This is a genomic window from Stutzerimonas kirkiae (genome assembly GCF_004327335.1).
In the GTDB taxonomy this organism is placed as follows: domain Bacteria; phylum Pseudomonadota; class Gammaproteobacteria; order Pseudomonadales; family Pseudomonadaceae; genus Stutzerimonas; species Stutzerimonas kirkiae.
The window spans coordinates 34,153-58,839 of record NZ_QJUO01000023.1 but is presented as its reverse complement, the minus strand read 5'-3'; the positions used below and the strand labels follow the sequence as shown (position 1 = coordinate 58,839).

The 24,687-nt window shown below is 61.7% G+C and carries 27 protein-coding genes, 1 tRNA gene and 1 pseudogene; 14 read left to right on the top strand and 15 right to left on the bottom strand.

All coding sequences use genetic code 11. The features are described 5' to 3' along the window. Positions 1-10: 10 nt before the first annotated feature. The 8 genes and pseudogenes from nuoM (at position 11) to DNJ95_RS13215 (ending at position 8,335) form a co-directional block, all read left to right on the top strand. Positions 11-1,540 (top strand): NADH-quinone oxidoreductase subunit M, encoded by a 1,530-nt coding sequence (gene nuoM / locus DNJ95_RS13250; RefSeq protein WP_131185207.1) that lies wholly within the window; start codon positions 11-13, stop codon positions 1,538-1,540. Between the two features lie 7 nt (positions 1,541-1,547). After that, positions 1,548-3,008 carry an NADH-quinone oxidoreductase subunit NuoN gene (gene nuoN / locus DNJ95_RS13245; RefSeq protein WP_131185206.1) on the top strand — a complete coding sequence of 487 codons (1,461 nt, stop codon included), beginning with the start codon at positions 1,548-1,550 and terminating at the stop codon, positions 3,006-3,008. 263 nt (positions 3,009-3,271) lie between these two features. Further along, the gene (locus DNJ95_RS13240) at positions 3,272-3,487 is read left to right on the top strand and encodes a YgdI/YgdR family lipoprotein (protein ID WP_131185205.1); all 216 of its coding nucleotides are present in this window, start codon (positions 3,272-3,274) and stop codon (positions 3,485-3,487) included. A gap of 68 nt (positions 3,488-3,555) precedes the next feature. Next, a pseudogene (locus DNJ95_RS13235) lies at positions 3,556-4,341 on the top strand (amino acid permease); the annotation flags it as partial. Positions 4,342-4,434: 93 nt separating this feature from the next. Beyond that, positions 4,435-5,688, top strand: coding sequence for an arginine deiminase (gene arcA, locus DNJ95_RS13230; RefSeq protein ID WP_131185204.1), 1,254 nt, complete (start codon positions 4,435-4,437; stop codon positions 5,686-5,688). Positions 5,689-5,727: 39 nt separating this feature from the next. Next, positions 5,728-6,738, top strand: a complete 1,011-nt coding sequence (locus tag DNJ95_RS13225) for an ornithine carbamoyltransferase (protein WP_131185203.1) — start codon at positions 5,728-5,730, stop codon at positions 6,736-6,738. After that, entirely contained in the window at positions 6,738-7,667 is a 930-nt protein-coding gene (arcC, locus tag DNJ95_RS13220) for a carbamate kinase (protein WP_131185202.1), read from the top strand. Before DNJ95_RS13225 ends, arcC begins: the two co-directional genes overlap by 1 nt. Before the next feature lie 176 nt (positions 7,668-7,843). Next, positions 7,844-8,335, top strand: coding sequence for an anti-virulence regulator CigR family protein (locus tag DNJ95_RS13215; protein ID WP_131185201.1), 492 nt, complete (start codon positions 7,844-7,846; stop codon positions 8,333-8,335). A 55-nt stretch (positions 8,336-8,390) separates the two neighbouring features. On the opposite strand, the gene DNJ95_RS13210 is transcribed toward DNJ95_RS13215, so the two are convergent. Beyond that, entirely contained in the window at positions 8,391-9,266 is an 876-nt protein-coding gene (locus tag DNJ95_RS13210) for a Dyp-type peroxidase (RefSeq protein WP_131185200.1), read from the bottom strand. Positions 9,267-9,412: 146 nt separating this feature from the next. On the opposite strand from DNJ95_RS13210, the gene DNJ95_RS19220 reads away from it, so the two are divergent. Next, complete coding sequence (locus DNJ95_RS19220) at positions 9,413-9,571, top strand: hypothetical protein (protein WP_165491598.1); 159 nt, start codon at positions 9,413-9,415, stop codon at positions 9,569-9,571. Positions 9,572-9,651: 80 nt separating this feature from the next. On the opposite strand, the gene DNJ95_RS13205 is transcribed toward DNJ95_RS19220, so the two are convergent. The 11 genes from DNJ95_RS13205 to DNJ95_RS13155 all read right to left on the bottom strand — a co-directional run bounded on the left by DNJ95_RS13205 (position 9,652) and on the right by DNJ95_RS13155 (position 18,667). Beyond that, positions 9,652-10,089, bottom strand: a complete 438-nt coding sequence (locus DNJ95_RS13205) for a YkvA family protein (RefSeq protein WP_131185199.1) — start codon at positions 10,087-10,089, stop codon at positions 9,652-9,654. Between the two features lie 393 nt (positions 10,090-10,482). Then, positions 10,483-10,800: a ComEA family DNA-binding protein gene (locus DNJ95_RS13200; RefSeq protein WP_131185198.1), complete on the bottom strand. Its 318-nt coding sequence runs from the start codon at positions 10,798-10,800 to the stop codon at positions 10,483-10,485. A 205-nt stretch (positions 10,801-11,005) separates the two neighbouring features. Further along, positions 11,006-12,190, bottom strand: a complete 1,185-nt coding sequence (gene flgJ / locus DNJ95_RS13195; RefSeq protein WP_131185197.1) for a flagellar assembly peptidoglycan hydrolase FlgJ — start codon at positions 12,188-12,190, stop codon at positions 11,006-11,008. Positions 12,191-12,201: 11 nt separating this feature from the next. Beyond that, positions 12,202-13,305 carry a flagellar basal body P-ring protein FlgI gene (locus DNJ95_RS13190; RefSeq protein WP_131185196.1) on the bottom strand — a complete coding sequence of 368 codons (1,104 nt, stop codon included), beginning with the start codon at positions 13,303-13,305 and terminating at the stop codon, positions 12,202-12,204. A gap of 14 nt (positions 13,306-13,319) precedes the next feature. Next, positions 13,320-14,015, bottom strand: a complete 696-nt coding sequence (flgH, locus tag DNJ95_RS13185) for a flagellar basal body L-ring protein FlgH (RefSeq protein ID WP_131185195.1) — start codon at positions 14,013-14,015, stop codon at positions 13,320-13,322. A gap of 15 nt (positions 14,016-14,030) precedes the next feature. Next, entirely contained in the window at positions 14,031-14,816 is a 786-nt protein-coding gene (flgG, locus tag DNJ95_RS13180) for a flagellar basal-body rod protein FlgG (protein WP_131185194.1), read from the bottom strand. 42 nt (positions 14,817-14,858) lie between these two features. Continuing rightward, positions 14,859-15,599: a flagellar basal body rod protein FlgF gene (locus DNJ95_RS13175; protein WP_131185193.1), complete on the bottom strand. Its 741-nt coding sequence runs from the start codon at positions 15,597-15,599 to the stop codon at positions 14,859-14,861. 227 nt (positions 15,600-15,826) lie between these two features. Next, positions 15,827-16,270, bottom strand: coding sequence for a flagellar basal body rod protein FlgC (flgC, locus tag DNJ95_RS13170; protein ID WP_131185192.1), 444 nt, complete (start codon positions 16,268-16,270; stop codon positions 15,827-15,829). Positions 16,271-16,280: 10 nt separating this feature from the next. Then, the gene (gene flgB / locus DNJ95_RS13165; RefSeq protein ID WP_131185191.1) at positions 16,281-16,688 is read right to left on the bottom strand and encodes a flagellar basal body rod protein FlgB; all 408 of its coding nucleotides are present in this window, start codon (positions 16,686-16,688) and stop codon (positions 16,281-16,283) included. A gap of 185 nt (positions 16,689-16,873) precedes the next feature. Beyond that, positions 16,874-17,695, bottom strand: a complete 822-nt coding sequence (locus DNJ95_RS13160; protein ID WP_131185190.1) for a CheR family methyltransferase — start codon at positions 17,693-17,695, stop codon at positions 16,874-16,876. Positions 17,696-17,734: 39 nt separating this feature from the next. Next, on the bottom strand, positions 17,735-18,667 hold the full coding sequence (locus tag DNJ95_RS13155; protein ID WP_131185189.1) for a chemotaxis protein CheV: 933 nt from the start codon (positions 18,665-18,667) through the stop codon (positions 17,735-17,737). Between the two features lie 80 nt (positions 18,668-18,747). Between DNJ95_RS13155 and flgA the strand changes: the two genes are divergently transcribed. From flgA to DNJ95_RS13135, 4 genes are all read left to right on the top strand, one after another. After that, entirely contained in the window at positions 18,748-19,497 is a 750-nt protein-coding gene (gene flgA / locus DNJ95_RS13150) for a flagellar basal body P-ring formation chaperone FlgA (RefSeq protein WP_131185188.1), read from the top strand. Between the two features lie 111 nt (positions 19,498-19,608). Further along, entirely contained in the window at positions 19,609-19,932 is a 324-nt protein-coding gene (gene flgM, locus DNJ95_RS13145; RefSeq protein ID WP_131185187.1) for a flagellar biosynthesis anti-sigma factor FlgM, read from the top strand. A gap of 44 nt (positions 19,933-19,976) precedes the next feature. Then, positions 19,977-20,447, top strand: a complete 471-nt coding sequence (locus DNJ95_RS13140) for a flagellar protein FlgN (protein ID WP_131185218.1) — start codon at positions 19,977-19,979, stop codon at positions 20,445-20,447. Between the two features lie 50 nt (positions 20,448-20,497). Further along, positions 20,498-21,235, top strand: a complete 738-nt coding sequence (locus DNJ95_RS13135; protein WP_131185186.1) for a flagellar brake protein — start codon at positions 20,498-20,500, stop codon at positions 21,233-21,235. Between the two features lie 861 nt (positions 21,236-22,096). Here DNJ95_RS13135 and DNJ95_RS13130 read toward each other — a convergent pair. After that, positions 22,097-22,171, bottom strand: a tRNA-Arg gene (locus DNJ95_RS13130). A gap of 59 nt (positions 22,172-22,230) precedes the next feature. Further along, a complete protein-coding gene (locus tag DNJ95_RS13125; protein WP_131185185.1) occupies positions 22,231-22,476 on the bottom strand; it encodes a hypothetical protein in 246 nt (81 codons plus the stop codon). A gap of 360 nt (positions 22,477-22,836) precedes the next feature. Between DNJ95_RS13125 and DNJ95_RS13120 the strand changes: the two genes are divergently transcribed. Next, positions 22,837-23,022 (top strand): PA3371 family protein, encoded by a 186-nt coding sequence (locus tag DNJ95_RS13120; RefSeq protein WP_131185184.1) that lies wholly within the window; start codon positions 22,837-22,839, stop codon positions 23,020-23,022. 112 nt (positions 23,023-23,134) lie between these two features. Here the strand turns inward: DNJ95_RS13120 and DNJ95_RS13115 are convergent, their stop codons facing one another. Then, positions 23,135-24,622: a surface lipoprotein assembly modifier gene (locus DNJ95_RS13115; protein ID WP_131185183.1), complete on the bottom strand. Its 1,488-nt coding sequence runs from the start codon at positions 24,620-24,622 to the stop codon at positions 23,135-23,137. Positions 24,623-24,687 lie beyond the last annotated feature (65 nt).

Genomic DNA, 24,687 nt, shown 5'->3' with positions numbered 1-24,687 from the left:
AACCCAGACCGTGATTCTGCCCTGGTTAATCCTGATTCCTCTTATCGGCGGCCTGCTCTGCCTGCTCGCCGAGCGCGTCGACAACCTGCTGCCACGCTGGATCGCCCTGGCCTCCATGCTCGTCCTGCTCGGCAGCAGCCTGTGGCTGTGGGCCACGGGTGACTACAGCCTGGCGCCCAGCCCCGGCGATATCGCCTGGGTGGTGGAGTTCAAGCGCCCCTGGATCGAACGCTTCGGCATCAACGTGCACCTGGCGCTGGATGGCCTGTCGCTGCTGATGATCCTGCTCACCGGCCTGCTCGGATTGCTCTCGGTGCTCTGCTCGTGGAAGGAAATCCAGAATCACGTCGGCTTCTTCCACCTCAACCTGATGTGGATCCTCGCCGGTGTGGTCGGCGTATTCCTGGCGCTGGACCTGTTCCTGTTCTTCTTCTTCTGGGAAGTGATGCTGGTGCCGATGTATTTCCTCATCGCGCTCTGGGGCCACAGCTCGGACGACGGCAAGCGCACGCGCATCTACGCCGCCACCAAGTTCTTCATCTTTACCCAGGCCAGCGGCCTGATCATGCTGGTGGCGATCCTCGGCCTGGTGCTGGTCAACTACAACACCAGCGGCGTGCTGACCTTCGACTACGAACTGCTGCTCAAGGCGCAGTTGCCCGCCGGCGCCGAATACCTGCTGATGCTCGGCTTCTTCGTCGCTTTCGCCGTCAAGCTACCGGTGGTGCCGGTGCACTCCTGGCTGCCGGACGCCCACGCCCAGGCGCCCACCGCCGGCTCGGTGGACCTGGCCGGCATCCTGCTGAAGACCGCCGCCTATGGCCTGCTGCGCTTCGCCCTGCCACTGTTCCCCAACGCCTCGGCGGAGTTCGCGCCGATCGCCATGGTGCTGGGCCTGATCGGCATCTTCTACGGCGCCATCCTGGCCTTCGCGCAGACCGACATCAAACGCCTGGTGGCCTACTCCAGCGTGTCGCACATGGGCTTCATCCTCATCGCCATCTACTCCGGCAGCGAACTGGCGCTGCAGGGCGCGGTGGTGCAGATGGTCGCCCACGGCCTGTCGGCAGCGGCGCTGTTCATCCTCTGCGGCCAGCTCTACGAGCGCCTGCACACCCGCGACATGCGCCAGATGGGCGGGCTCTGGTCGCGCCTGCCCTGGCTGCCGGCGCTGAGTCTGTTCTTCGCCGCCGCGTCGCTGGGCCTGCCGGGCACCGGCAACTTCATCGGCGAGTTCCTGATCCTGTTCGGCACCTTCGCCAGCAACCCCTGGATCGTCGTCATCGCCACCTTCGGCCTGGTGTTCTCCTCGGTCTACTCGCTGATCATGGTGCACCGCGCCCACTTCGGCCCGGCCAAGGCCGAAAGCGCATTGCCGGGGCTGGATGCGCGGGAACTGGGCATGGTGCTGCTGCTGGCGGTGCTGCTGGTCGGCCTGGGGCTCTACCCGCAGACGGTACTCGACACCTCGCAGGCCGGCATGGCCGGCGTCCAGCAGTGGCTCGCCGCCGCTTTCTCCAACCTCGCATCGGTTCGGTAGTCGCGTTATGGAATTCACTCTGCAACACTTCATCGCCCTGCTGCCCCTGCTGGCCATCTGTACCAGCGTCGTCGTGGTCATGCTGGCCATCGCCTGGCGCCGCGACCATGACCGTACCTTCATTCTCAGCGCCATCGGCCTCAACCTGGCACTGCTGGCACTGCTGCCCGCCCTCGACACGGCGCCGCTGGAAGTGACGCAACTGCTGCTGATCGACCGCTTCGCGCTGTTCTACAGCGGCCTGCTGCTGGTCGCCACCCTGGCCTGCATGACCCTGGCCCACGCCTACCTCGGCGAAGGCAACGACCGTGCAGGCTTCGCCGGCAACCGCGACGAGCTCTACCTGCTCCTGCTGCTGTCCGTTGCCGGCGGCGTGGTGCTGGTCTCCAGCCAGCACCTGGCCGGGCTGTTCATCGGCCTGGAACTGCTGTCGGTGCCGGTCTACGGCCTGGTCGGCTACGCCTTCTTCCACAAGCGTTCGCTGGAAGCCTCGATCAAGTACATGGTGCTGTCCGCCGCCGGCTCGGCCTTCCTGCTGTTCGGCATGGCGCTGCTGTATGCCGAGGCCGGCAGCCTCGCCTTCGACGCCATTGGCGCCAGCCTGGCCGCGCACGGCAGCAGCCCGCTGGTGCAGGCGGGGATCGGCCTGATGCTGATCGGCCTGGGCTTCAAGCTGTCGCTGGTGCCCTTCCACCTGTGGACGCCGGATGTCTACGAAGGCGCCCCGGCGCCGGTCGCGGCCTTCCTCGCCACCGCCAGCAAGGTCGCGGTGTTCGCCGTGCTGCTGCGCCTCTACCAGATGTCCCCGGCGGTGCAGGGCGGCTGGCTGAACGAGGGGCTGACACTGATCGCCATCGCCTCGATCCTGCTCGGCAACCTGCTGGCGCTGAACCAGAGCAACCTCAAGCGCCTGCTCGGCTACTCTTCCATCGCCCACCTCGGCTACCTGCTGGTGGCGCTGATCGTCGGCGACGGCCTGGCGGTGGAAACCGCCGGCGTCTACCTGGCCACCTACACCCTGACCAGCCTGGGCGCCTTCGGTGTCATCTCGCTGATGTCCAGCCCGTTCAAGGAGCAGGATGCCGACACCCTCTACACCTACCGCGGGCTGTTCTGGCGGCGCCCCTACCTGACCGTGGTGCTGACGCTGATGATGCTGTCGCTGGCCGGCATCCCGCTGACCGCCGGCTTCATCGGCAAGTTCTACGTGATCGCCACCGGCGTCGAGGCCAAACAGTGGTGGCTGCTCGGCGCACTGATCATCGGCAGCGCCATCGGCCTGTTCTACTACCTGCGGGTGATCGTCACCCTGTTCCTGCCACAACCCGGCCTGCATCGCCACGATGCACCGCTGGACTGGAGCCAGAAGGCCAGCGGGCTGGTGCTGCTGGGCATCGCCGCCTTGGTGCTGTTCATCGGTGTCTACCCGCAACCGCTGCTGGCGCTGGTGCAGGGCGCCGGACTCTGAGCCACGTGTCGTAAGCTGTAGGGGGCACCATGCGCACCGGAAATGATCGCCCACTCCCGGTGCGCATGGTGCCCCCTACACGATGAAAGAGCCCCGGGCCTTCGTCATGCGGGCCCGCTCCTACCCGCTGTGGCACCATGCCGCAGTCGTCCTCCCCTTCCGCGAAACCCGTCTACACTCCGAACGGAGCCACCCACCGGGAGGCGGCAAGAACACTGCTGGAAAACAGCGGCTCGCCCTCTGTCAACCTACGGAGCAAGACCATGACAAAGACCGCCCTGACCGCCACCGCCCTGCTGTTCGGCCTGCTGGTCGGTTGCGCCACGCCATCGCTGATCGTGCTCGACGACGGCAGCGAAATACAGACCCTGGACACGCCCGTCTACGACCGCCAGAGCGGCTTCTACGAGTTCGAGCAGCCCGACGGCAAGCTGCACCGCATCAACAAGGATCGCGTGCAAACCATCAAGCAACTCTGACTCCTGTGCCGATGGCGCCATGCCCTTGTCAGCGGCAAGGCACTTCGACAAAGGCACGGGAAAGCAGGGAGCAAGCCAGCATCTACTCGGCGCGCGCCGGGAAGCGCGCGGATGTCGGCAAGGCGACGGTGATCGGCTTCGCCGGCGTGCTGCTCCTGCTGGTGTTGGTCAACCTGCTGTCGATGGGGGTGATGAGCCAGCCCGAGCTGGCCGCGCTGCAGAATCCCTCCATGGCCGGCGTGCTGGAACACGTGGTGGGCCACTGGGGCGTAGTGCTGATCAGCATCGGCCTGATCGTCTCGCTGACCGGGGCGCTGCTGTCATGGACCCTGCTGTGCGCCGAAATCCTCTTCGCCAGCGCCGAAGACGACAGCATGCCGCGCTTCCTCAAGAAGGAAAACGCCCGCCATGTGCCGGCCAATGCGCTGTGGCTGTAGAACGGGCTGATCCAGTTGTTCCTGATCATCACCCTGTTCAACGAAGCCACCTACCTCAGCCTGATCTACCTGGCCACCTCGATGATCCTGGTGCCCTACTTCTGGTCCGGCGCCTATGCCGTGCTGATGACCTGGCGTGGCGAAACCTACCAGGAGCAACCCGGCGAACGGCGCAAGGACCTGCTGATCGCCATGGTCGCCACGCTCTACGCCGTCTGGCTGCTGTACGCCGGCGGCATCCAGTACCTGCTGTTGTCCGCCCTGCTCTACGCACCCGGCGCGCTGTTCTTCGCCAAAGCACGGCGCGAACAGGGCAAACCGATCTTCACCCCGGTGGAAAAACTGATCTTCGCCGCCGCCATGCTCGCCGCGCTGATCGGTGCCTACGGCCTCTATGCCGGGTTCCTCAGCCTGTGAAGCAGCGGCAAGCGGCAAGCAAGAGCCTTTACAAACTTGTAGCTTGTCGCTTGTAACTTGTCGCTTACGACTCATCCCCAAGGAGTAACGACAATGTCCAGAAGCGAACTCGGCGTCCATTCCGAGGCCGGTAAACTGCGCAAGGTATTGGTCTGCTCACCTGGCCTGGCGCACCAGCGGCTGACGCCCAGGAACTGCGATGAACTGCTGTTCGACGATGTGATCTGGGTCAGCCAGGCCAAGCGCGACCATTTCGACTTCGTCAGCAAGATGCGTGAGCGCGGCATCGACGTGCTGGAGATGCACAACCTGCTCAGCGATATCCTGCAACAGCCCTCCACCCGGCAATGGCTGCTCGACCGCAAGATCACCACCGACCTGATCGGCGTCGGCCTCAAGGATGAACTGCGCGGTTGGCTGGAGGGGCTGGAAGCCCGCAGGCTGGCCGAGCACCTGATCGGCGGCGTCTCGGTCAGCGACCTGGCCCGGGACCTCGGCCAGAGCGAGCGCCTGCGCATGCTCGGCGACTTCGTCGGCACGGACAGTTTCATCCTGCCGCCGTTGCCCAACATGCTGTTCACCCGCGACACCACCTGCTGGATTCACCGCGGCGTCACCCTCAACCCCATGCACTGGCCGGCACGCCGCCAGGAGACCCTGCTGACCGCCGCCGTCTACAGGTTCCACCCGGAATTCGCCGATAGCGACTTCGACATCTGGTACGGCGACCCCGAACGCGAACACGGCCTGTCCACCCTGGAAGGCGGCGACGTGATGCCGATCGGCAATGGCATGCTGCTGATCGGCATGGGCGAACGCAGCTCGCGCCAGGCCATCGGCCAACTGGCGCAGAAGCTCTTCGCCGAAGGCGTGGTACAACGCATCATCGTCGCCGGTCTGCCACGCTCGCGCTCGGCGATGCACCTGGATACGGTATTCACCTTCTGCGACCGCGACCTGGTGACCGTCTTCCCCGAAGTGGTCGAGCGCATCGTACCCTTCAGCCTGCGCCCGGACGAAAGCCAGCCGGCCGGCATCGACATCCGCCGCGAAGACGCGCCCTTCCTCGAGGTTGTGGCCCAGGCCCTCGGCCTGGAACGCCTGCGCGTGGTGAAAACCGGCGGCGACAGCTACGAATCCGAACGCGAGCAGTGGGACGATGGCAACAACGTGATTTGCCTGGAACCCGGCGTGGTCATCGGCTATGACCGTAACACCTTCACCAACACCCAACTGCGCAAGGCCGGTGTCGAAGTCATCACCATCGACGCCAGCGAACTCGGCCGTGGCCGTGGCGGCGGTCGCTGCATGACCTGCCCGATCATCCGCGACCCGATCGACTACTGAGTGATAGCGGGCGCCCCACGGGGCGCCAAGGAGACGCCCATGTCCTTCAACCTGCGCAACCGCAGCCTGCTCAGCCTGATCCATCACAGCCCGCGCGAGCTGCGCTACCTGCTCGACCTGGCCCGCGACCTCAAGCGCGCCAAGTACACCGGCACCGAACAACCGCGCCTGCTGCGCAAGAACATCGCGCTGATCTTCGAGAAGACCTCGACGCGTACCCGCTGCGCCTTCGAAGTCGCCGCCCACGACCAGGGCGCCCACGTCACCTACATCGACCCGAACTCCTCGCAGATCGGCCACAAGGAAACCATGAAGGATACCGCCCGGGTACTCGGGCGCATGTACGACGCCATCGAATACCGTGGCTTCAGCCAGGAAATCGTCGAAGAGCTGGCCAGGTTCGCCGGCGTACCTGTGTTCAACGGCCTGACCGACGAATACCACCCGACGCAGATGCTCGCCGACGTACTGACCATGCGCGAGCACAGCGACAAGCCGCTGCACGACATCAGCTACGCCTACCTCGGCGATGCGCGCAACAACATGGGCAACTCGCTGCTGCTGGTCGGCGCCAAGCTCGGCATGGACGTGCGCATCGCCGCGCCCAGGGCACTCTGGCCGCACAGCGAACTGATCGTGCAGTGCCAGGACTTCGCGGTGGACAGCGGGGCGCGCATCACCCTCACCGAAGACCCTCGCGAAGCCGTATCGGGAGTGGACTTCATCCACACCGACGTCTGGGTCTCCATGGGCGAGCCCATAGAAGCCTGGGGCGAGCGCATCGAGTTGCTACTGCCGTACCAGGTCAACCTCGAGCTGATGAAAGCCAGCGGTACGCCACGCACCCGCTTCATGCATTGCCTGCCAGCCTTCCACAACAGCGAAACCAAGGTCGGCCGGCAGATCGCCGAAAAATACCCGCACCTGGCGGGCGGTATCGAAGTCACCGAGGAGGTCTTCGAGTCGCCCTGCAACCTTGCCTTCGAACAGGCGGAGAACCGCATGCACACCATCAAGGCAGTACTGGTGGCGACCCTGGGGGATATCTGATGAGAGTCGTCATAGCCCTCGGTGGCAATGCCCTGTTGCGCCGTGGCGAGCCGCTGAGTGCGGAAAACCAGCGGGAAAACGTACGCATCGCCGCCAAGCAGATCGCCCGCATCGCCCCCGGCAGGCAACTGCTGATCGCCCACGGCAATGGCCCGCAGGTGGGGCTGCTGGCCCTGCAGGGCGCCGCCTACAAGGACGTGGACACCTATCCCCTGGACGTGCTTGGCGCGCAGACCGAAGGCATGATCGGCTATCTGATCGAACAGGAACTGGGCAACCTGCTACCAAGCGAAACGCCTTTCGCCACACTGCTGACCCAGGTCGAGGTGGATGCCCACGACCCGGCGTTCCAGACGCCGAGCAAACCCATCGGCCCCGTCTACGACAGGTACGAGGCCGAACGCCTGGCCGCCGAGAAAGGCTGGTCCATCGCCGCCGATAGTGACGGCTACCGCCGCGTGGTCGCCAGCCCGCGGCCCAGGCGCATCTTCGAGATCCGCCCGATCGAGTGGCTGCTGGAACACGGCACCATCGTCATCTGCGCCGGCGGCGGCGGTATCCCCACCTGTTATGAAGGCCAGCGGCTGGTCGGTGTCGAGGCGGTGATCGACAAGGACCTCTGCTCGGCGCTGCTGGCCGAGCAACTGCAGGCCGACCTGCTGGTGATCGCCACCGATGTCAGCGCGGCCTATGTCGACTGGGGGCTGCCGACGCAGAAAGCCATCGCCCAGGCGCATCCGGACGACCTGCAGCGACTTCACTTCGCCGCCGGCTCCATGGGGCCCAAGGTCCAGGCCGCCTGCGAGTTCGCGCGCAATACCGGCAAGCGCGCGGTGATCGGCGCCCTGGCCGATATCGAGGCGATCGTCGGCGGAGTGGGTGGTACCGGTGTCAGCCTCGATTGCACCGGTATCCGCCATGCCCCTTGAAGGCGCGGACGCACTGGCCCGAGGCCTCACGCTTCACGGCGACGGCCACGAATGTAAACTCAGGTACGCCAATGTATCGAATGAGTAAAGTTCATCCCGGCACGCCAGGGTTTCGGTTAGGTTGCGGATCGAGGTTGTCGAACACGGACACTTCTATCTGCTCTGGAGGAATCACCATGCGTCATCACCGAATCGCCATTGCCCTGGGCCTGACCCTGCTGAGCGGCAGCTTGCTGCTTCAGGCTGCACCCCAGCAGCAACAACAGCAACAACAGCAGAACGGACAAAGTAACCAGCCGCAGCAGACAGGCAACAAGCAGCCACAGAAGAACTCGGGCAACAGCAAACAGCAGCAACCCACGCAAAGCCAGAAATCCGGCCAGTCCGGAACCAGCCGGCAGTCGCCGCCCAAGGACTTCACCCAGGTGCACCAGGCGTTCCACGAACGTCGGGCACAGATCGGCAAGGGTCCCAGCATCCCCACCCATGTACAGATTCGCCAGGGCCAGCCCCTGCCGCAAGGTTATGGCAAGCGCCTGGACAGCCAGGCGCTGCACGGTCTACCGCAATACCAGGGCTACGAATGGCGCCGTGTCGGCAGTGATGTGGTACTGATCGCCATCACCACCGGCATCGTCTACACCATCCTGCAGGGTGTATTGAACTGAAATAGCACAGGGAGCGGCCTGGCCACAAAACCCTTGCCGGCTCCCGAACTTCGCACTACCAGTCCAGCAGCCCCAGCTCCAACCGCCCATTACGCATGGGCGGGCACCAGAAGTAGGCGCCAGTCAGCGGACGGGTGAACCGGTAGAGCGCATCGACGACACCATCCTCTTCGCCACTCATCCTGTGCAATTGCGCTTCGAAGGCATCGAACGACTTGCCGAAGGCGACGAACATCAGCCCCGCCTGGCGACCCTCCATCCACGGCATGGAGCGCCGCAATACAAAAGCCTCTGGTTCGAAATCCTCCTGGGCGGTGCGCTTGACGTGAGCCGACTGCGGCGCGTCGTCCAACTCCTCGTTGTCGATCTTGCGCCGGCCAATGGCGTTGTCCTGCTGCTCCGTGGTCATAGCATCGAAGGTCGGGAAATCATGCTGCCATTGCTGCACCGCGACAAAACTGGAGCCATCCAGCCCTTGCCCACCGCCCTGCACGAATGCGGCGGCCAGCGCAGCTTCGCCCTCAGGGTTCTCCGTACCATCTTCATAACCGGTCAGGTCATGGCCATCCTTGTACCGGAAAACGTCCGTGGCGCGCGCCAGCACCAGGCCCGGGGCCAGGTCGCGCACCAGTGCCTGGCTGCGCTCGAACAGATCGCCATGCTCTTCACCACGCAACCAGACCCATAGATCCCAAGGGGTGGAAGGCACCCGCACATGACCCGCCTTGCCCTCGGGGAAAAACCGCAGCCCCGGCACTTCCCGCCCCAGTGCCGTGGCCAGCCCCTCGCCTATGCCCAGGACGGCCTTGTCGCCATCGATATGGCTACCCAGACTATCGAGAGCCTGGGCCAGCGATCCAGGCTGGTCGATACGAAAAAACAGATGGCGCCCCAACGATGGCAACGCGGCATGGATCCCTGCCTGGAACATGGCCTTACTCCCCCTATGGAAAACGGACGAATGGTAGCTTTTATGGAAACCATCGGCCACTACGAGGGATAAGGCCGGAGCCATAACGGCACGCCCCTTATAACGATCGCCACTTGGTGTCGGCCAGACTGGAAGCAGGATGGCCAGTGTCACGTCACGGATCGAATGTCGGCCTGGCCTGCTCAGGAGCGCCGTTATCCACCGAGGCACTTGATCGCTGGCACGACACCAGGTTTTTCAACGGCCTGCTGGAACAAAGCGCCTTCACCGCTACCTTGCTGGCGCATGACGAAATGGATACCTGAAAATTTCGCCATCACCACCTTGCGGCTTGCCAGGAGTGGGTTGCCAATCACATCACAAACCTGTGACTCGCTGCTGGGCCTCAGGAATTCCGCTTGTCAGGCAATGCCTCGAGGTCGAGCAAAGCCGCCTGCCTGCTCTGCGACTGGGCATCGCGCCAGCGCTTGAAGGCCTCCAGTTCACTGGCCCAGGTCCGGGCGACCCAGCCGAGCACGGCCAGGTCATCGAGCAGGCCGGCCCCCGGAATCCAGTCGGGAATGGCATCCAGGGGAGAAACGAAATACAGCAGGCCGGCCACGATCGAAATCAGGGCCTGGCCACTGACGGCCCGATAGTCGCCCCGCCACCAGGCGACACATAGCCCCTGCAACAACCCGAGCGTCTCCCGTATCCCGGCCAGCCTCTCGCCCGGAGAGGACATCTTGCGTGAAACGGCAATCAGCAACGCAGGTAATCGCCCTGCGGAAAGAAGCCGCTTGGCGCGTGGTATGAAGCGAAGAAAATTCCAGGGCGCTTTCATCTCGATTATCCGCAAGTGGCGTCAGCTTTGGGGTTCAGGGCTTATCCACAAAAGCTGTGGATAACATTGTGAACAGATTATGGATGAGTGCCGCAATCGCCCGCCAGATGCGGCTTGCAGACAGATCGACGGCTTTTTAGACAGCTCCATCATTTCCTTTTAAATCAAATACTTATAGAAAAACAAAGCGCCCCACTGGTTTCATATCAGGAGAATCTACTGAATCCTCGGGAAATGTGTATAACAGCTGCCTGTCAAGAGCCTATCCAGACTTTTCGACTAGCTGCACGCCTGCTGGTTCACACCGCTTGCCGGAAGTGGGACAAGCACCGATCCAGGCCTGCTCGCCACTCAATGAGCAGGCCATTGGGCATGGGTTTCTCTACCGCCCTTTCACGGCTTTACTGTAAGGCGCTTCTCATTACGCTCGAGAATCGAGCTCCCGATTCCTTGCACTTCGAGTAGTTCATCGACGGAAACGAAAGGTCCGTGGGCATCGCGATAATCGACGATGGCCTGGGCCTTGCTCGCGCCGATACCGCTCAATTCCCGGGCGAGGGTATCCGCATCGGCACTGTTCAGGTCGATCATGCCGGCATGCTCGCTGGCAACGGGGGCTGTAGTAGCCGTGTTCGGCGGCTCGGCATGGGTAGCCAGGGAGAAGCAGAAGAGGAAAGTCAGTGCAACGATGTGGAAGAAGTGTCTGGTCATGGTCAAATCCCTGTGTCATCGAAAGGTTGTGCGGTACCTCCCTGCCCCGCACATGCCAATCTAATGAACCCACCAGGACTGTCAAAAGCCTCCTTATGGATTTGTGACACAGTCGACGCTATTCGCTGCTTGCAGCCAGAATAAAGGCAGGTTTCAGGCCGAGTATCCCAGGGATCGTAACCAGGGAAAACGCCAGCGACCGCCCCTAGCCCTTGCTCCGCAGGGTCTGCGAGACATCCGCGGCGGCGATCGTCTGATAGGTCTGGACCCGACGAGCGATCTGGTTGACCTTCTTCGCGTAATTCGGATCGGTCGCGTAGCCTGCACGCTGCAATTCGCGCATGAAGCCCTCGGAATCGCCTGTACGATCAGCCACGGCCACGGCATTGCGATAGCGGTCATTGTTCTGCAGCAATGCCACATAATCGTTGAAACTCTGTTCGAAGGAGCTATAGGCCCGGAAGCCGGCACGCTCTTTCACCGGCGCACCGTTGACATACTCGGTAGTCGTCACCTGTGCGGATTCGCCCTGCCAGCCCGTCGACTTGATGCCGAACAGGTTATGGCTGTTGCTACCGTCCTTCTGGCGGATCATCGACTTGCCCCAGCCGGTTTCCAGCGCGGCCTGGGCCACCAGATAGCGGGCATCCACCCCCAGTCGCCCGGCAGCTTGCTCGGCCATCGGCAGCATGGTGGCGATGAACTCTTCCGGCGAATCGAAGCGCGTCTTGCTCGGCCCGGTCACCAGCGGCTTATCCTGTGGCGCCGCGAAAGCCGTGGCGCTTTCCCAGCGCTCGCCAGACAGCGTCGTCTGTACACCTGTATCGGCGGCAGCACCGCTCGCGGTCGCGGTCGCGGATACATTGGCCGCGATGCGCTCGCTGAGCTTGCCAGGCAAGGCCAGGCGGCGCTGGTTGAGCAGGCGCGAATCGTCGCGCTGCTCGCCGGATGACAGGCCGGTAGCCACCGAGCGCGGGCTCTGCGCCTCGGGCTGGGCAGCAGCGGCGGTACTCTGGGCATCCGTCTGGGCGAACGGATTGGAGCGCCCGCTGGTCTGTGCCTGCTGATTCAACTGCCGTACCAGCACATCGGCAATTCCGATACCGCCACCATTGCGCGACAGGCTGACGGACAGTTGCTGGTCATGCATATCCTGGTAGTGCTTGGCGGTCGGACTGTTGAATGGGTTGTCCTTGGCCAGCACCTCGGTCGCCGAGCGCATCGACTTGAGCATTTCGTTGAGGAACAGCGATTCGAATTCCTGGGCGACCTTGCGGGTGTTCTGCTCGCTGTCGCGATCCTTTCCCACCTTCATTTCGTTCAGGCGGTTGAGGTCGGTATAGCTGCTGCTGTCCAGGCCATGCCCAGCCGCGCCGAATCGAGTACTCATGCTCATCTCCGTCAGATCACGATCAGATCGGCCTGCAGGGCGCCGGCCTGCTTGAGCGCCTCGAGAATGGCCATCAGGTCACCCGGCGCTGCACCGACCTGATTGACCGCCCGCACAATCTCGTCCAGCGTGGTCCCCGGGCCGAACTTGAACATGGGCTTGGCCTCTTGTTCGGCACTCACCCGCGAGTTGGGCACGACTGCTGTCTGGCCACCGGAGAAGGCGTTGGGCTGGCTGACCTGGAGATCTTCGGTGATGGTCACGGTCAGGCTGCCATGGGTGACCGCGGCCGGCTGCACCTTGACGTTCTGGCCGATGACGATGGTGCCGGTACGGGAGTTGATGATGACCTTGGCCACCGCCTGCCCGACCTCGACCTCCAGGTTTTCCAGGATCGACAGATAATCCACGCGCTGGTTGGGATCGAGCGGCGCAGACACGCTGATGGAACCGCCATCGAGTGCCTGTGCGACCCCCGGCCCCAACAGTTCGTTGATCTGGTCGACGATATTCTTGGCCGTGGTGAAGTCGGGGCGGTTGAGATTCAGCGTCAATGTATTGCCCTGGTTGAAGGCACTCGGCACCGGGCGCTCGACAGTCGCCCCACCGGGGATGCGTCCGGCCGAAGGCACGTTGACGGTGATCCTCGAACCATCCGCGCCACCGGCATCGAAACCACCCACCACCAGGTTGCCCTGGGCGATTGCGTAGACATTGCCGTCGATACCCTTGAGCTGCGTCATCAGCAGGCTGCCGCCGCGCAGGCTCTTGGCATTGCCGATGGAGGACACGGTGATGTCGATGCTCTGGCCCGGCTTGGCGAACGGCGGAAGATCGGCATGTATGGAAACGGCCGCGACGTTCTTCAACTGGATATTGCCCGTCCCGTTCGGCACGATGATGCCGAACTGGGCCAGCATGTTCTTGAAAGTCTGCACGGTGAAGGGCGTCTGGGTGGTCTGGTCGCCACTGCCATTCAGGCCCACCACCAGGCCATAGCCTACCAGTTGGTTGTTACGCACACCGCTGATGGTGGCGATGTCCTTCAATCGCTCGGCATACGCCTGACCGGCGGCCAGCCATAGGGAGAGCAGCAGAAACACGAACCTGATCATCGGCTTGCCTCCCATCAGAAGGGCCAGAGCGGGCTGAGAAAGAAGCGGTCCAGCCATCCCGGCTGGCTCGCATCGGCGAAGGCGCCAGTGCCCGAATAGGTGATCCGGGCATCGGCGATGCGGGTCGAGGAAACGGTGTTGTCCGTCGCGATGTCGTCGGCGCGCACCAGGCCGGCAATGCGCACCAGCTCATCGCCGGTATTGAGCGTCATCCACTTTTCCCCGCGCACGGCCAGGATACCGTTGGGCAACACCTCGGATACCGTCACCGTGACGGAACCGGACAGGCTGTTGCTCTGCCCCGCCGCCCCGGAGCCGGAAGTATCGCGGCTGCCGGAGTACTCGGCGCCAAGGCTCAGGTTGCCACCGGTCAACGGATTCCTGGTCGAAACGCCCCCGCCGAACAGGGAGGTCAGGCCAAGGCTCGCGCTGCTGTCCTTGGACAGTTGCGAGTTGGCGCTCTTGCTGGCCTGGGTACTCTCGTTGAGCGTGATGGTGATGATATCGCCGACCCGGAAAGCCTTGCGGTCGCCATACAGGCTGTTTTCGAAGCCGGCCTGATAGATGGCGCCGTTGTTCTGCGCTGCCGGCAGCGGCGTACGCGGCAACACCGGGGAATAGTAGGGATCGTTGGGCCGGGGGGCCGGCGCCATGCAGCCCGCAAGCAGCACGACGGAAGACAACGATACGACACTCAACAGACGACGCATGTTCACCTCGATCGATCAGAGCTGCTGAGTCACGAACGACAGCATCTGGTCGGCAGTGGAGATCACCTTGGAGTTCATCTCGTAGGCACGCTGGGTAGTGATCATGTTGACCATCTCCTCGACGACGCTGACGTTGGAGTTCTCCAGGGTGTTCTGCAGGACGGTACCCAGGCCATTGAGACCGGGCGTACTGATCTGCGGCGCACCGCTGGCGGCGGTCTCCAGGAACAGGTTGCTGCCCATCGCCTGCAGGCCGGCCGGATTGATGAAGTCGGCGGTCTGGAGATTGCCGATGATCTGCGGCTGCGCATTGCCAAGGGTGGTGACCGAGACCGTGCCATCCTCACCGACGGTGAAGGTCTGGGTTTCCGCCGGCACGACGATGGCGGGCTCCAGGGCATAGCCATTGGAGGTCACGACCTGACCGTCGGCATCCAGGTGGAAACTGCCGTCACGCGAATAGGAAACCGTGCCGTCGGGCAGCAGAATCTGGAAGAAACCGCGCCCGTTGATCGCCATGTCCAGTGGCTGCTCGGTGGTCTGCAGGCTGCCCGTGGTGAACTGCTTCTGCGTACCGACGATGCGCACACCGGTACCCAGTTGCAGGCCCGAAGGCAACTCGCTGTCCTGGCTGGACTGACCACCGGGCTGGCGGCGGATCTGGTAGAGCAGGTCCTGGAACTCGGCGCGGTCCTTCTTGAAGCCCGTGGTCGAGACGTTGGCCAGGTTGTTGGAAATCGTCGTCAGGTTCATGTCCTGGGCCGACAGACCGGTCTTGCTCACCCAAAGTGCTGGAAGCATGGTTTCTCCTCGTGCGCCACGACTCAAGCGCTACGCTGGTAATCAGCTGATTTGCAGAACACGCGCCATGGCGGCGGCATCGTCTTCGGCAGTACGCATCATCTTCACGTGTAATTCGAACTGACGCGCCAGCGCCAGCATGGAAGTCATCTCGGCCACGGCATTGACGTTGCTCGTCTCGAGAAAGCCGGATACCACCGTCACATTGGCGTCGGCTTCCAGCGGCTGTCCGTCCTTCATACGGATCATCCCGTCAGTGCCTTTTTCCATTTGTGCCAGGTCGGGATTGACCAGCTTGAGGCGATCCACCACGACCACGACATTGGGATCCTCGCCCAGCGCCCGGACGCTGATGGTGCCGTCCTGGCCGATCTCGACCTTCTCTTCCGGAGGAACCGCCACCGGTCCCGCATTGCCCAGTACCGGCGACCCATCGGGGGTACGCAGCATGCCGAGGGCATCGATCCTCAGGCTGCTGGTGCGCACATAGGCTTCGCTGCCGTCCGGCGCCTGGATGGCCAGCCAACCCTCACCTTCGATGGCGACATCCAGTTCGCGCCCGGTGTCCTGCAGCGTACCCGATGTGAAGTCGGTGGCCGGTCTCTCGCTCATCGCGTAAACCCGCGCCGGAAAGCTGTCGCCGAACACCTGCATGGAACGAGCCTGCTCGAAATCCCGACGGAAACCGGTCGTGGAAATATTCGCCAGGTTGTTGGCATGAGCCTGCTGGGCCAGCGCGTTCTGGCTGGCCCCTGTCATGGCTACATAAAGCAGTTTGTCCATCGAAACCTCCGGGACACGAGATTGACGCAAAGCGTGCTATGGCAACGGAAATGCAAAAACTGCGCCATCCTGGTCAATTATTGAACATAGCGCTATTGCGGCCACCCAGAAGATCCTTTCGGAAAAAAGCGGCAATACCCTGCCGCCCCAGGCAAACCTCGCAGGTCATGAATAGCCCGCCCACAACGCTGGACGCAGGCAGGGCGACGGCGAATACGCTCCGCCACTCATTCCCCCAGCGTCAGAACTTTCTGCAACATGGTCTTGGCCGTATTCATCAGTTCGGCATTGGTCTGGAACGAACGGCTCGCAGAAATCATGTCGGCCATTTCCTCTACTACATTGACGTTCGGGTAGTAGACATAGCCGTTCTCGTCAGCCGCCGGATGGCTGGGTTCGTAGCGCGCCCGCAGTTCGCCCTGGTCCTCGACCACCCCCAGCACCTGGACACCGACACCGGCATCGTCCTCCGATGCGAACAGGGACTGGTTCGGCTTGCCATCCACCTGCTGGAACACGGTCGCGAACACCGGATGACGGGCGCGATAGGTCTGGTCGACACTGGAGGACACCGTCTCGGCGTTGGCGATATTGCTGGAAATGGTATTGAGCCGGGTGCTCTGGGCACTCATGCCGCTGCCGGCGATATTGAATACGTTGCTAAGAGACATGGGTCACTCCTTATTCGCCGCGCAGTGCGCTCATCAGCCCTTTGAACTTACTGTTGAGCAATGTAAAGCTCGCCTGCAAGTCGATGGCATTCTGGGCATAGTTGGACTGTTCGATCTGCACATCCACCGTGTTCTGGTCGAGCGAAGGCTGGTGAGGAGTGCGGAAACGCAGGGAAGGGTCGGCAATCTCCAGCCCCTGCGCCTCGATATGGCGCTCGCTGGTGCGCGTAGCGTTGAAGCTCCCCTGGCCAGAGGAGGCCTGTTGCGCCTCGAGCACGCTGGAGAATTCGAGGTCACGCGCCTTGTAGTTGGGCGTATCGGCATTGGCGATGTTGTTGGCCAACACCTCGGCGCGTTGCGCACGAAAACCCAAAGCCTTTTCGTGGATGCCCAATGCCTTGTCGAAACTGATACTCATGACCTGCCTGCCGGATACGAGTCTGTTTGGCAGAAATCACAGCAAAGGCCATGCCATTCTTACAAGACATTGATTTGGAAAGGCTTTGCAGAAGCAAGCAGGTGTATCAGCGTCAAAAGCGACAATATTTCCCCGGACTTCCACCCAAAAGCCCGCTGGCAGCGACAGTTTTCCGCCGCCTACGGTCATCGGGCCTTGTAGATGATCCCTGGACTGCACTGCACCATCTGGTACTGCTCAGGCAGGCCATTGAGCGCTTCGGACGCTCCCAGAAACAGATATCCGCCCGGGCGCAGGGTGGCATGTATTCTCTTGAGAATGTCCTTCTTCACATCCGCCGAGAAATAGATCAGCACATTCCTGCAGAAAACCACATCGAACTTGCCCAGCGCCGCATAACTGTCGAGCAGATTCAACACCCGGAATTCCACGCGGCTGCGCACCGCCTGCTTGACCGCCCAGCGCCCCGGCGTCACCACATCGAAATAGCGCTGCAAGCGTTCGGGCGACAGGCCACGGGCAATCGCCAGGCTGTCATATTCGGCCGACTTGCAGGCAGCCAGCATGGTAGGCGACAACTCTGTCGCGACGATCTGCGCAGCGACCTTCGGCTGGCTTGGATTGCTGCGTTCATATTCGTCGATAGTCATCGACAGCGAATAGGGTTCCTGGCCCGACGAACAGGCCGCGGACCAGATGCGCAGACGCCCGCCCGTCAACTTGAGCATCTCGGGGAGGACCTTGCCCTTGAGCACCTCGAACGGATAGGCATCACGAAACCACAGGGTTTCGTTGGTGGTCATCGCATCCACCACCTGTTCGCGCAAACCGCCACGAGGCTGGCCCTGCATTGCCTTGAGCAACTCACCCAGGCTCTTGAAACCATGCTGGGCCATCAGCTTGTTCAGCCGGCTGGACACCAGATACTGCTTGTTGCTCCCAAGAAGAATGCCGCACGACTTCTCCAGGAAAATGCGGAACTGCTCGAAATCCAGATCGCCCGACACTAATAAAGCCTCGCCAAATCATCTACCAGAGAGGTCGCCTCAGTTTCCCTCGGCGCCCCGAATACGCTCTATGACACGCTCAGCCAGACCATCGGGCTGGAACTTGGCTAGAAAATCATCCGCACCGACGCGCTTGACCATGCTCTGGTTGAACACCCCGGAGAGAGAAGTATGCAGCAGAATATGCAAGTCCTGCATACGTGGGTCATGGCGAATCTCGGTCGTCAGGGTATAGCCATCCATTTCCGGCATCTCGATATCGGAAATCAGCATGAGGAACTCACTGGACGGTTTGCGGCCCTCTTCCACCATGCCCTTGAGATAGTCCAACGCCTGCCGCCCATCGTTCAGAGCCACCACTTCGAGCCCGATATTCTGCAGGCAGCGAATGATCTGCTTACGCGCAACCGAGGAGTCATCGACGATGAGCACCCGGAACTGTGCGGCTTTGCTCTGATCCTCTTCCTTCACGATACTCGGCGACACGTCTTCGGAAAGCGGTGCGACCTCGGCCAGGATCTTCTCGACATCGATGATCTCGACCAGTTGACCATCGACATGGGTGACTGCCGTCAGATAATGGTCAGGCCCGGCGCCACGTGGCGGCGGCAGGATGTCTTCCCAATTCAGGTTGACGATGCGCTCCACCGAGTGCACCAGAAAACCCAGGGTCTTGTTGTTGTACTCGGCGATAATGGCAAAACCTGTCTTCAGGTCCGCCTGCCTGCCGCGCCCCGTCGCCAGGGACAGGTCGAGGATCGGCAAGGTATTGCCACGAATACTCGCCACCCCACGCACCACCGGGCTGGATTTCGGCAGGATGGTCAGGTGCGGGCATTGCAGCACCTCGCGCACCTTGAACACATTGATGCCATACAACTGCCCGGCATCCAGGCGGAACAACAACAGTTCCAGGCGATTCTGCCCCACTAGCTGGGTACGCTGGTTAACCGAATCCAATACACCGGCCATGCCAGTCTTCCTCTTGAGCTTGCACGATCACGAACGGCATCCGAGCAGCAGTCGGCACGCCCTTTGCTTGAATGAACACCATGAACACACTGATGACTTTTTCCCGACGCACCACCAGAACAGCGCCTGGCGCCTTTCTTTTACCGGTTTTGCTCGGGATGGGCCAGCCTGCCGAAGCCGCCTCGGTTACACGTCCACAGCAGCTTATCGACGTGACCCAGGAATTTCTTGAGCAGTCGGTCACTGACTACCTGCAACGGAACCAGATCAGCGGTCGCCATGAAATCGCCGTGAACCGCCTGGACCCCCGTTTGCGCCTCGCATTATGCGATATTCCACTAAGCAGCAGACAGGAAAGTTCTCAGCCGATAGGCCGTGTCACGGTACGTGTCAGTTGCGAAGGCAGCAACCCGTGGACGGTGTTCGTGCCCGCACAGGTCCGATTGTTTCGCGATGTCATCGTCACCCGTCGCCCATTGCAACGCGATACAATCCTCGGCGAAGCTGACATCGGCCTGGTGGAACGGGATGTCGGCGCCCTGACCCAGGGCTACATGACCGACCCGGAGCAGGTGATCGGTACTCGCCTGACACGCAATACACTGAACAACCAGGTCCTGACGCCCGCCCAGATCAACCAGGTCGATGTCGTGAGCAAGGGCGACCAGGTGGTGATAAACGCCAAGGGCGCCACGCTCAATGTGAGAATGACCGGGGAAGCCCTGGTTGGCGGTGCCGTCGGCACCCAGATACGCGTGAAGAACTCGAACTCGGGACGCACCATCAAAGCCAGGGTGACCGGCCCGGGCCAGGTGGAAGTCGACATGTGAAGACGCGACGGCGCCAACGGGTCGCCCCGTGGCGTGGAAAATAAAAGTTAAAGTTTGCCGCAATATTGCCGAGAAACTGGCAAGCGTCCGGATTTCATCGAGGTTTGCATCATGGTCATCGAATTCAACCGTCCAGGCGGTACGCCAACGCCGACAGGCAGCCGTAGCACCAACGTGCAGGGGCAGGAGCGTATCGCAGCCACTTCAGGCGAAGACAATGCCAAGTCAGGTGCGATTGCACAGGGCAGCGGAGAAAGCGTACAACTCAGCCCTCAGGCACAACGCCTGCAACAGGCCAGCGAAAAGCTGAGCGAACAGCCGAGTGTGGATGAACAACGCGTGGCCAAACTCAAACAGGCCATCGACGATGGAAGCTACCAAGTCGACAGCCAGCGCGTAGCCAGCAAACTGATCGCGTTCGAATCCCAGAGCTGACTCGAAATACCCAGCTTTGCCGGACGCACGAGCCAGAGCCCATGATGCAAGACGCCGATCTGCTGCAACAACTTACCGATGACACCCATAGTGCCCAACAGTTGCTTGAACTGACAGAGCAGGAGTTCTCTGCGCTATCCAAGCGCGACCTCCAGGCCCTGGAGGGCATTCTGACCAGCAAGCAGCCATTGCTGGCCCTGCTTGCGCAACATGCCGAAGCACGCCGCCTGCTGCTTTCGAGCCACGGGCTGGAGGCAGACAAAGGTGGCCTCAAGCGCCTCGCCAGCGGCCAGAGCGATGGCGAGCGCATACTGGAACAGACGACGGCGCTGGAAAGCCTGCTGATCGCTTGCCAGACAGCCAACCAGCGTAACGGCCATTTGATCCAGGCCAATCGCTCGGCAGTCGGCAGCATGCTGTCGGTTTTGCAAGGCTCGAACAGCCCGACCAGCCTCTACGACAACCGCGGTGGTGCGACCAGGACCACCCAGCAACGGCCACTCAGCCAGGCCTGACGACGACCAGCCCACTCATAGGCTGGGCTTCTGCCGGAGAGCAGTTCAACGTGTCAAACTCATTCTTCGACGAGCAAGGCCCTCAGCCACCCAAGGTTCTCAGCACCCCCTTGGAGATTTACACGCATCTTCGCTCGCTTCTGGAAAATCGCTCTCCACTACTGATTCGTTTCGCCAAGCGCGCGACGCGCTATCAGAGCTTCCTGATCGAGATAAATCGCGAAAAGGGCTGGATGGCCCTGGACGAACTGATCCCTACCGACGCCCAGGCATTGATCGAAAGCGGCGAAAGCTTCCATGTCGAAAGTCAACTGGACGGCGTGCGCATCACCTGGGAAAGCCACCCACCGTTCTATAAGGCCGAACTGCAAAACGCCCCCTGCTACTGGGTCGCGACCCCCAGGGAAATCACCTACCACCAGCGGCGTAACGCCTACCGGGCACAACTGATCGGCACCTCCAACGCCAAGGCCGCACTGAGTGGCAAGCCACTGAGCATCATCCTGGAAGGATCGCTGCTGGACATGTCCGCCACGGGCTGCAAGCTGAGCATCAAGGGCGATGTGCGCGAACGCCTGCAGCCCGGCCAGGTCTATGACCAGTTGGTCGCCCAGTTGCCTTTCGGCAGGGTGGAAACCGCAGTAGAGCTACGCCACGTGATATATGACGAAAAGCTCGAAGTCACCTTCTGCGGATTGCGCTTCCACCAGATCAGCGGGTTGCTGCAACGCCAGATCGAACGCTTCGTCTATCAGTTGCAACGCGAGTCCCGCAGAGACATGGAATGACGGGGCGCCACCCTTGCCCCGAAGTGCCACGCCAGTGACGGCGATCAAACGTTGCTCCCGCAGAGAAGCTCTCGCTGGCAACGCTACAGGGAACGAGACAGTGCGAGCGGATTGGCAATCAAGTGTGCGTTGCATGGTAGGACGCAGTCGGTGTCCTGGTGCCCGTGGTATCGCGAACCCGACCAGCCCCGCTACGAAACACGCATGAACCCGTCGCCCATATGAATAAGGGGGCGCTTTTCGGCGGCGTCCCTGCCAACGAAGGTTTCGTGGCGGGACTGCCCGGGCTCGCGGCGAATATCGAGGCGACTATGGAAAAGGCCGCTGGCGCGGTGCCTGAATCATTCGTAGAGCCGGATCTTTCCCACAGACACCGCCGATAGTGGCTGTGCGAATGCCTGGTAGCGTGGCGGGGCCTTCGCCGCCAGGGATGGCGGCGAAGAGCTACAGGGATGTATTCACGCGTGCCCCGCCCCGCCACCAGGCATTCGCACAGGGACGATGTGCCCGAGATCACGCTCTACGATCCAGAAGCCAGCCAGACACACTATTGCCAATCCGCTCGCAACGAGACAGCTCACGATTACCCAGCCTCTACGGCCATGCACCGGGATTTCACGCGATCGCCCTGGGTGGCGAAAAAGTTCACTCTCTTAACTCGGGCGCGAACACACCGCCGTGGACTATGGCTTCTTCCCCACGCACGCCGAAACTCCAGCGCCTAACGCGCCCGTTTGCTACGCGGCAGCACTGCGACGAAGACAAGATTCCCACGGATATACGCTGCCAACCGGCACCTGATCGTCGATCACGACACAGACCACGAACGAGATAGCGACTGGAGGATTCGTAGCGGAGAAATGGCGCCCCCAACTGGATTCGAACCAGTATCTAGCCCTTAGGAGGGGCTTGTTCTATCCATTGAACTATGGGGACGCAGGAGCAATCCGAAGATACCCCGGCAAGAGCCTGGCGGCACGGATTGGAGGCGCATTCTAGCCGCCATCTCTCGCCTTGTCATGCCCCATCCCTGAAACCCCGTTATCCACGGCAAAGGGCCGAAAACAGCGCAGGAAGGCTCGAGGCTGGAGGAAAGCGCGTGGCGGCCGGTGTTTTTCGTCCAGCTTTCCAGCCTTCAGCGCTTTTATCGAAGCACCTTGCCGGTGAATAACGGCATAGCGCAATCGCCCTGCCTGAACCCGGACCAATTGCATAATGCATGAGCCAAACAGCCAGATCATGCAAAAAGCACCAGAGCACACACTCACTGTATTTATAAGCAACTGATTTTAAAGGTATTTAAAAAATCTTCAGATGGCACATCTCCTGCTATATCTTCAACTGCGCAGACACGCGAAGGAGACGCCGGATGCCAAGCCCACTCTATCCCATAGGCACAGCCCTGCTGGCAGCGATCATGTCCATCCAGCCCCAAGAGCCCCAGGAAGGCGCCCCCAGTCCCTCCCAGCCATACACCGTATCCAAGGACGTAAAGATCGAGTTTCCACTGCCCAGTCCACACCCTCGCGACACGGCGAGTACCTTGGATACGCCGGAACAACGCTGGGTATTCTAAGCGAACGGAAGAAAGAGAGAGCAGCATGTCCAGACTTGCCCTGACATTTCTAACACTGGCCGCGGGCTGTGCCCTGCTGGCATTCCTTGCACCAGCCAAACCGGCTATCTGGGAATTCGTCGGCAAGACGGGCGCAGCAATAAATGGCGTGCTTTTCCTGGCCGCCCTCCTGGTCGGTCGCAGGATCAAGTTCGATCCAGTCCTGCGCTGAACGTGGCAAGCGGCCAGCGAACATCCGCACACGGGTAGGGGCAATACGGCCCCAAGCTGGCCCTGAGCGGTTGTGAGAGAGCCGTCATGACGGCTCACACTGCCGGAGGGATTCAGAAACTCTTCTCGAACTTCAGGGCAATCTCGGTCTGCCGGTACTGGTAGGCCCAGTCGATACTGCTGTCGTTGTCCGTACGCTTGATGTACAGGTTGGGTACCACCCCGCCCAACGCGAAGCGCGGTACACCCAGGCTGACGATATATATCTGCTGTTTGTCCTCGCGCAGCCCCCCGAGAAAGTAATCCGGCTCGTCATAGCGGGTAGCGCGATACAAAACCGTGAGGTTGAGACTCACGCCCATGTCGAACATATGGTAGATCCCCAGGTTGGTCATGTACTCGCGGTTGCTCGCCGAGTCCTGGTCCTGGCTCCGCCGCGTATAGGCCGCGCCGCCATATACCATGGTCTGGCGGCCAAGCAGATACGACATCGAACCACCGAGCATGCGCTCGTCGAAATCATCGAAATATTCGCGCTGCTCGCCCTGGAAACGAAAGCGCTTGTACTGTACCGGCACACTCAGCCGCAGTCGCTCGGTCAGGCTGTATTTCCACTCCCCACGCAGGCCGCTGGCCTGGTACTTGGTATGGTGGTCGCTGTAGTAGTTTTCGAACAGCGGCGTCAGCGACACATCGTGCAAGGCACTCAGGTAGTTGTAGCCGGCGTACAGCACGCTGGTGTTTTCGTCGTACCAGGTTTCGGGGGCATCCTCGCTGTGCTTGTCATAGTAGTTGCCGTAGCTCAGCCCGCGCACCAGCAGATGATGATTGCCCTGCAACTGGAAACGCCGTTCAGCCGCCAGGTCATAGACCAGGCTGGATGACGCGATCGGCCTGGGCATCCTGCGGCTGTACTCGAAGCATTCGAAGAAGAAGCACACCTCGGTACGCGTGGTCATGCCATTGCCCTGGTTGATGTTGCTGTTGTAGCCCACGCCCACGGCCAGCGTACCGTGCCAACGGCGCCGCTCGCGCAGCACGCCCCGGTAGCCTTCCAGTACCGGCAGCACCGCCTCGGGAATGCCGGCTATGGCCACTTCGTCGAACAGTACCCGGGCCTCGGCGGACTGGCTGTCCTCGAGCAGCATGCGGGCCAGCTCAAGCTTGGCGCGTAAAAACCCTGGCTGCAGCGCCAGCGCCAGGCGCAGTTCGCCGATGGCCACGCGGTAGTTCCGTTCGTGGCGGGCCAGCAGGCCTTGCGCCATATGTATCAGGGCTGCTTCGTGCCCCGGCAGTTGCCGGTAGCGCTCGATGAATTGCCGCACCTTGTCCCATTGCTGCAGGTTCAGCGCGACATAGATGGCCGGCCCGAGGTCGGCCAGGGTGTTCTGTACGTTGTAGGTCTGGCCTTCGATGGTGATCAGCGAGGCATCCTTTTCCGCCGGGTCCACCGCGGGCAGGTGGGCACGCTCGCGTTCGCTGACGCTGCGGTCGATCTTGTTCAGCAGTCGCCGGGTGTCGTCTTCGTCGGCCAGCAACAAAGGGGAAAGGAAAGTCAGCAGGCACAGCAAAGCAACGCGCGAAAACTCGAACGGCGACATGGTGTTCTGTCCGGCAAGAAGGGAAGAAAAAAAGAAGGAAAGGTCGGATTTGAAGAAGGGAGAGC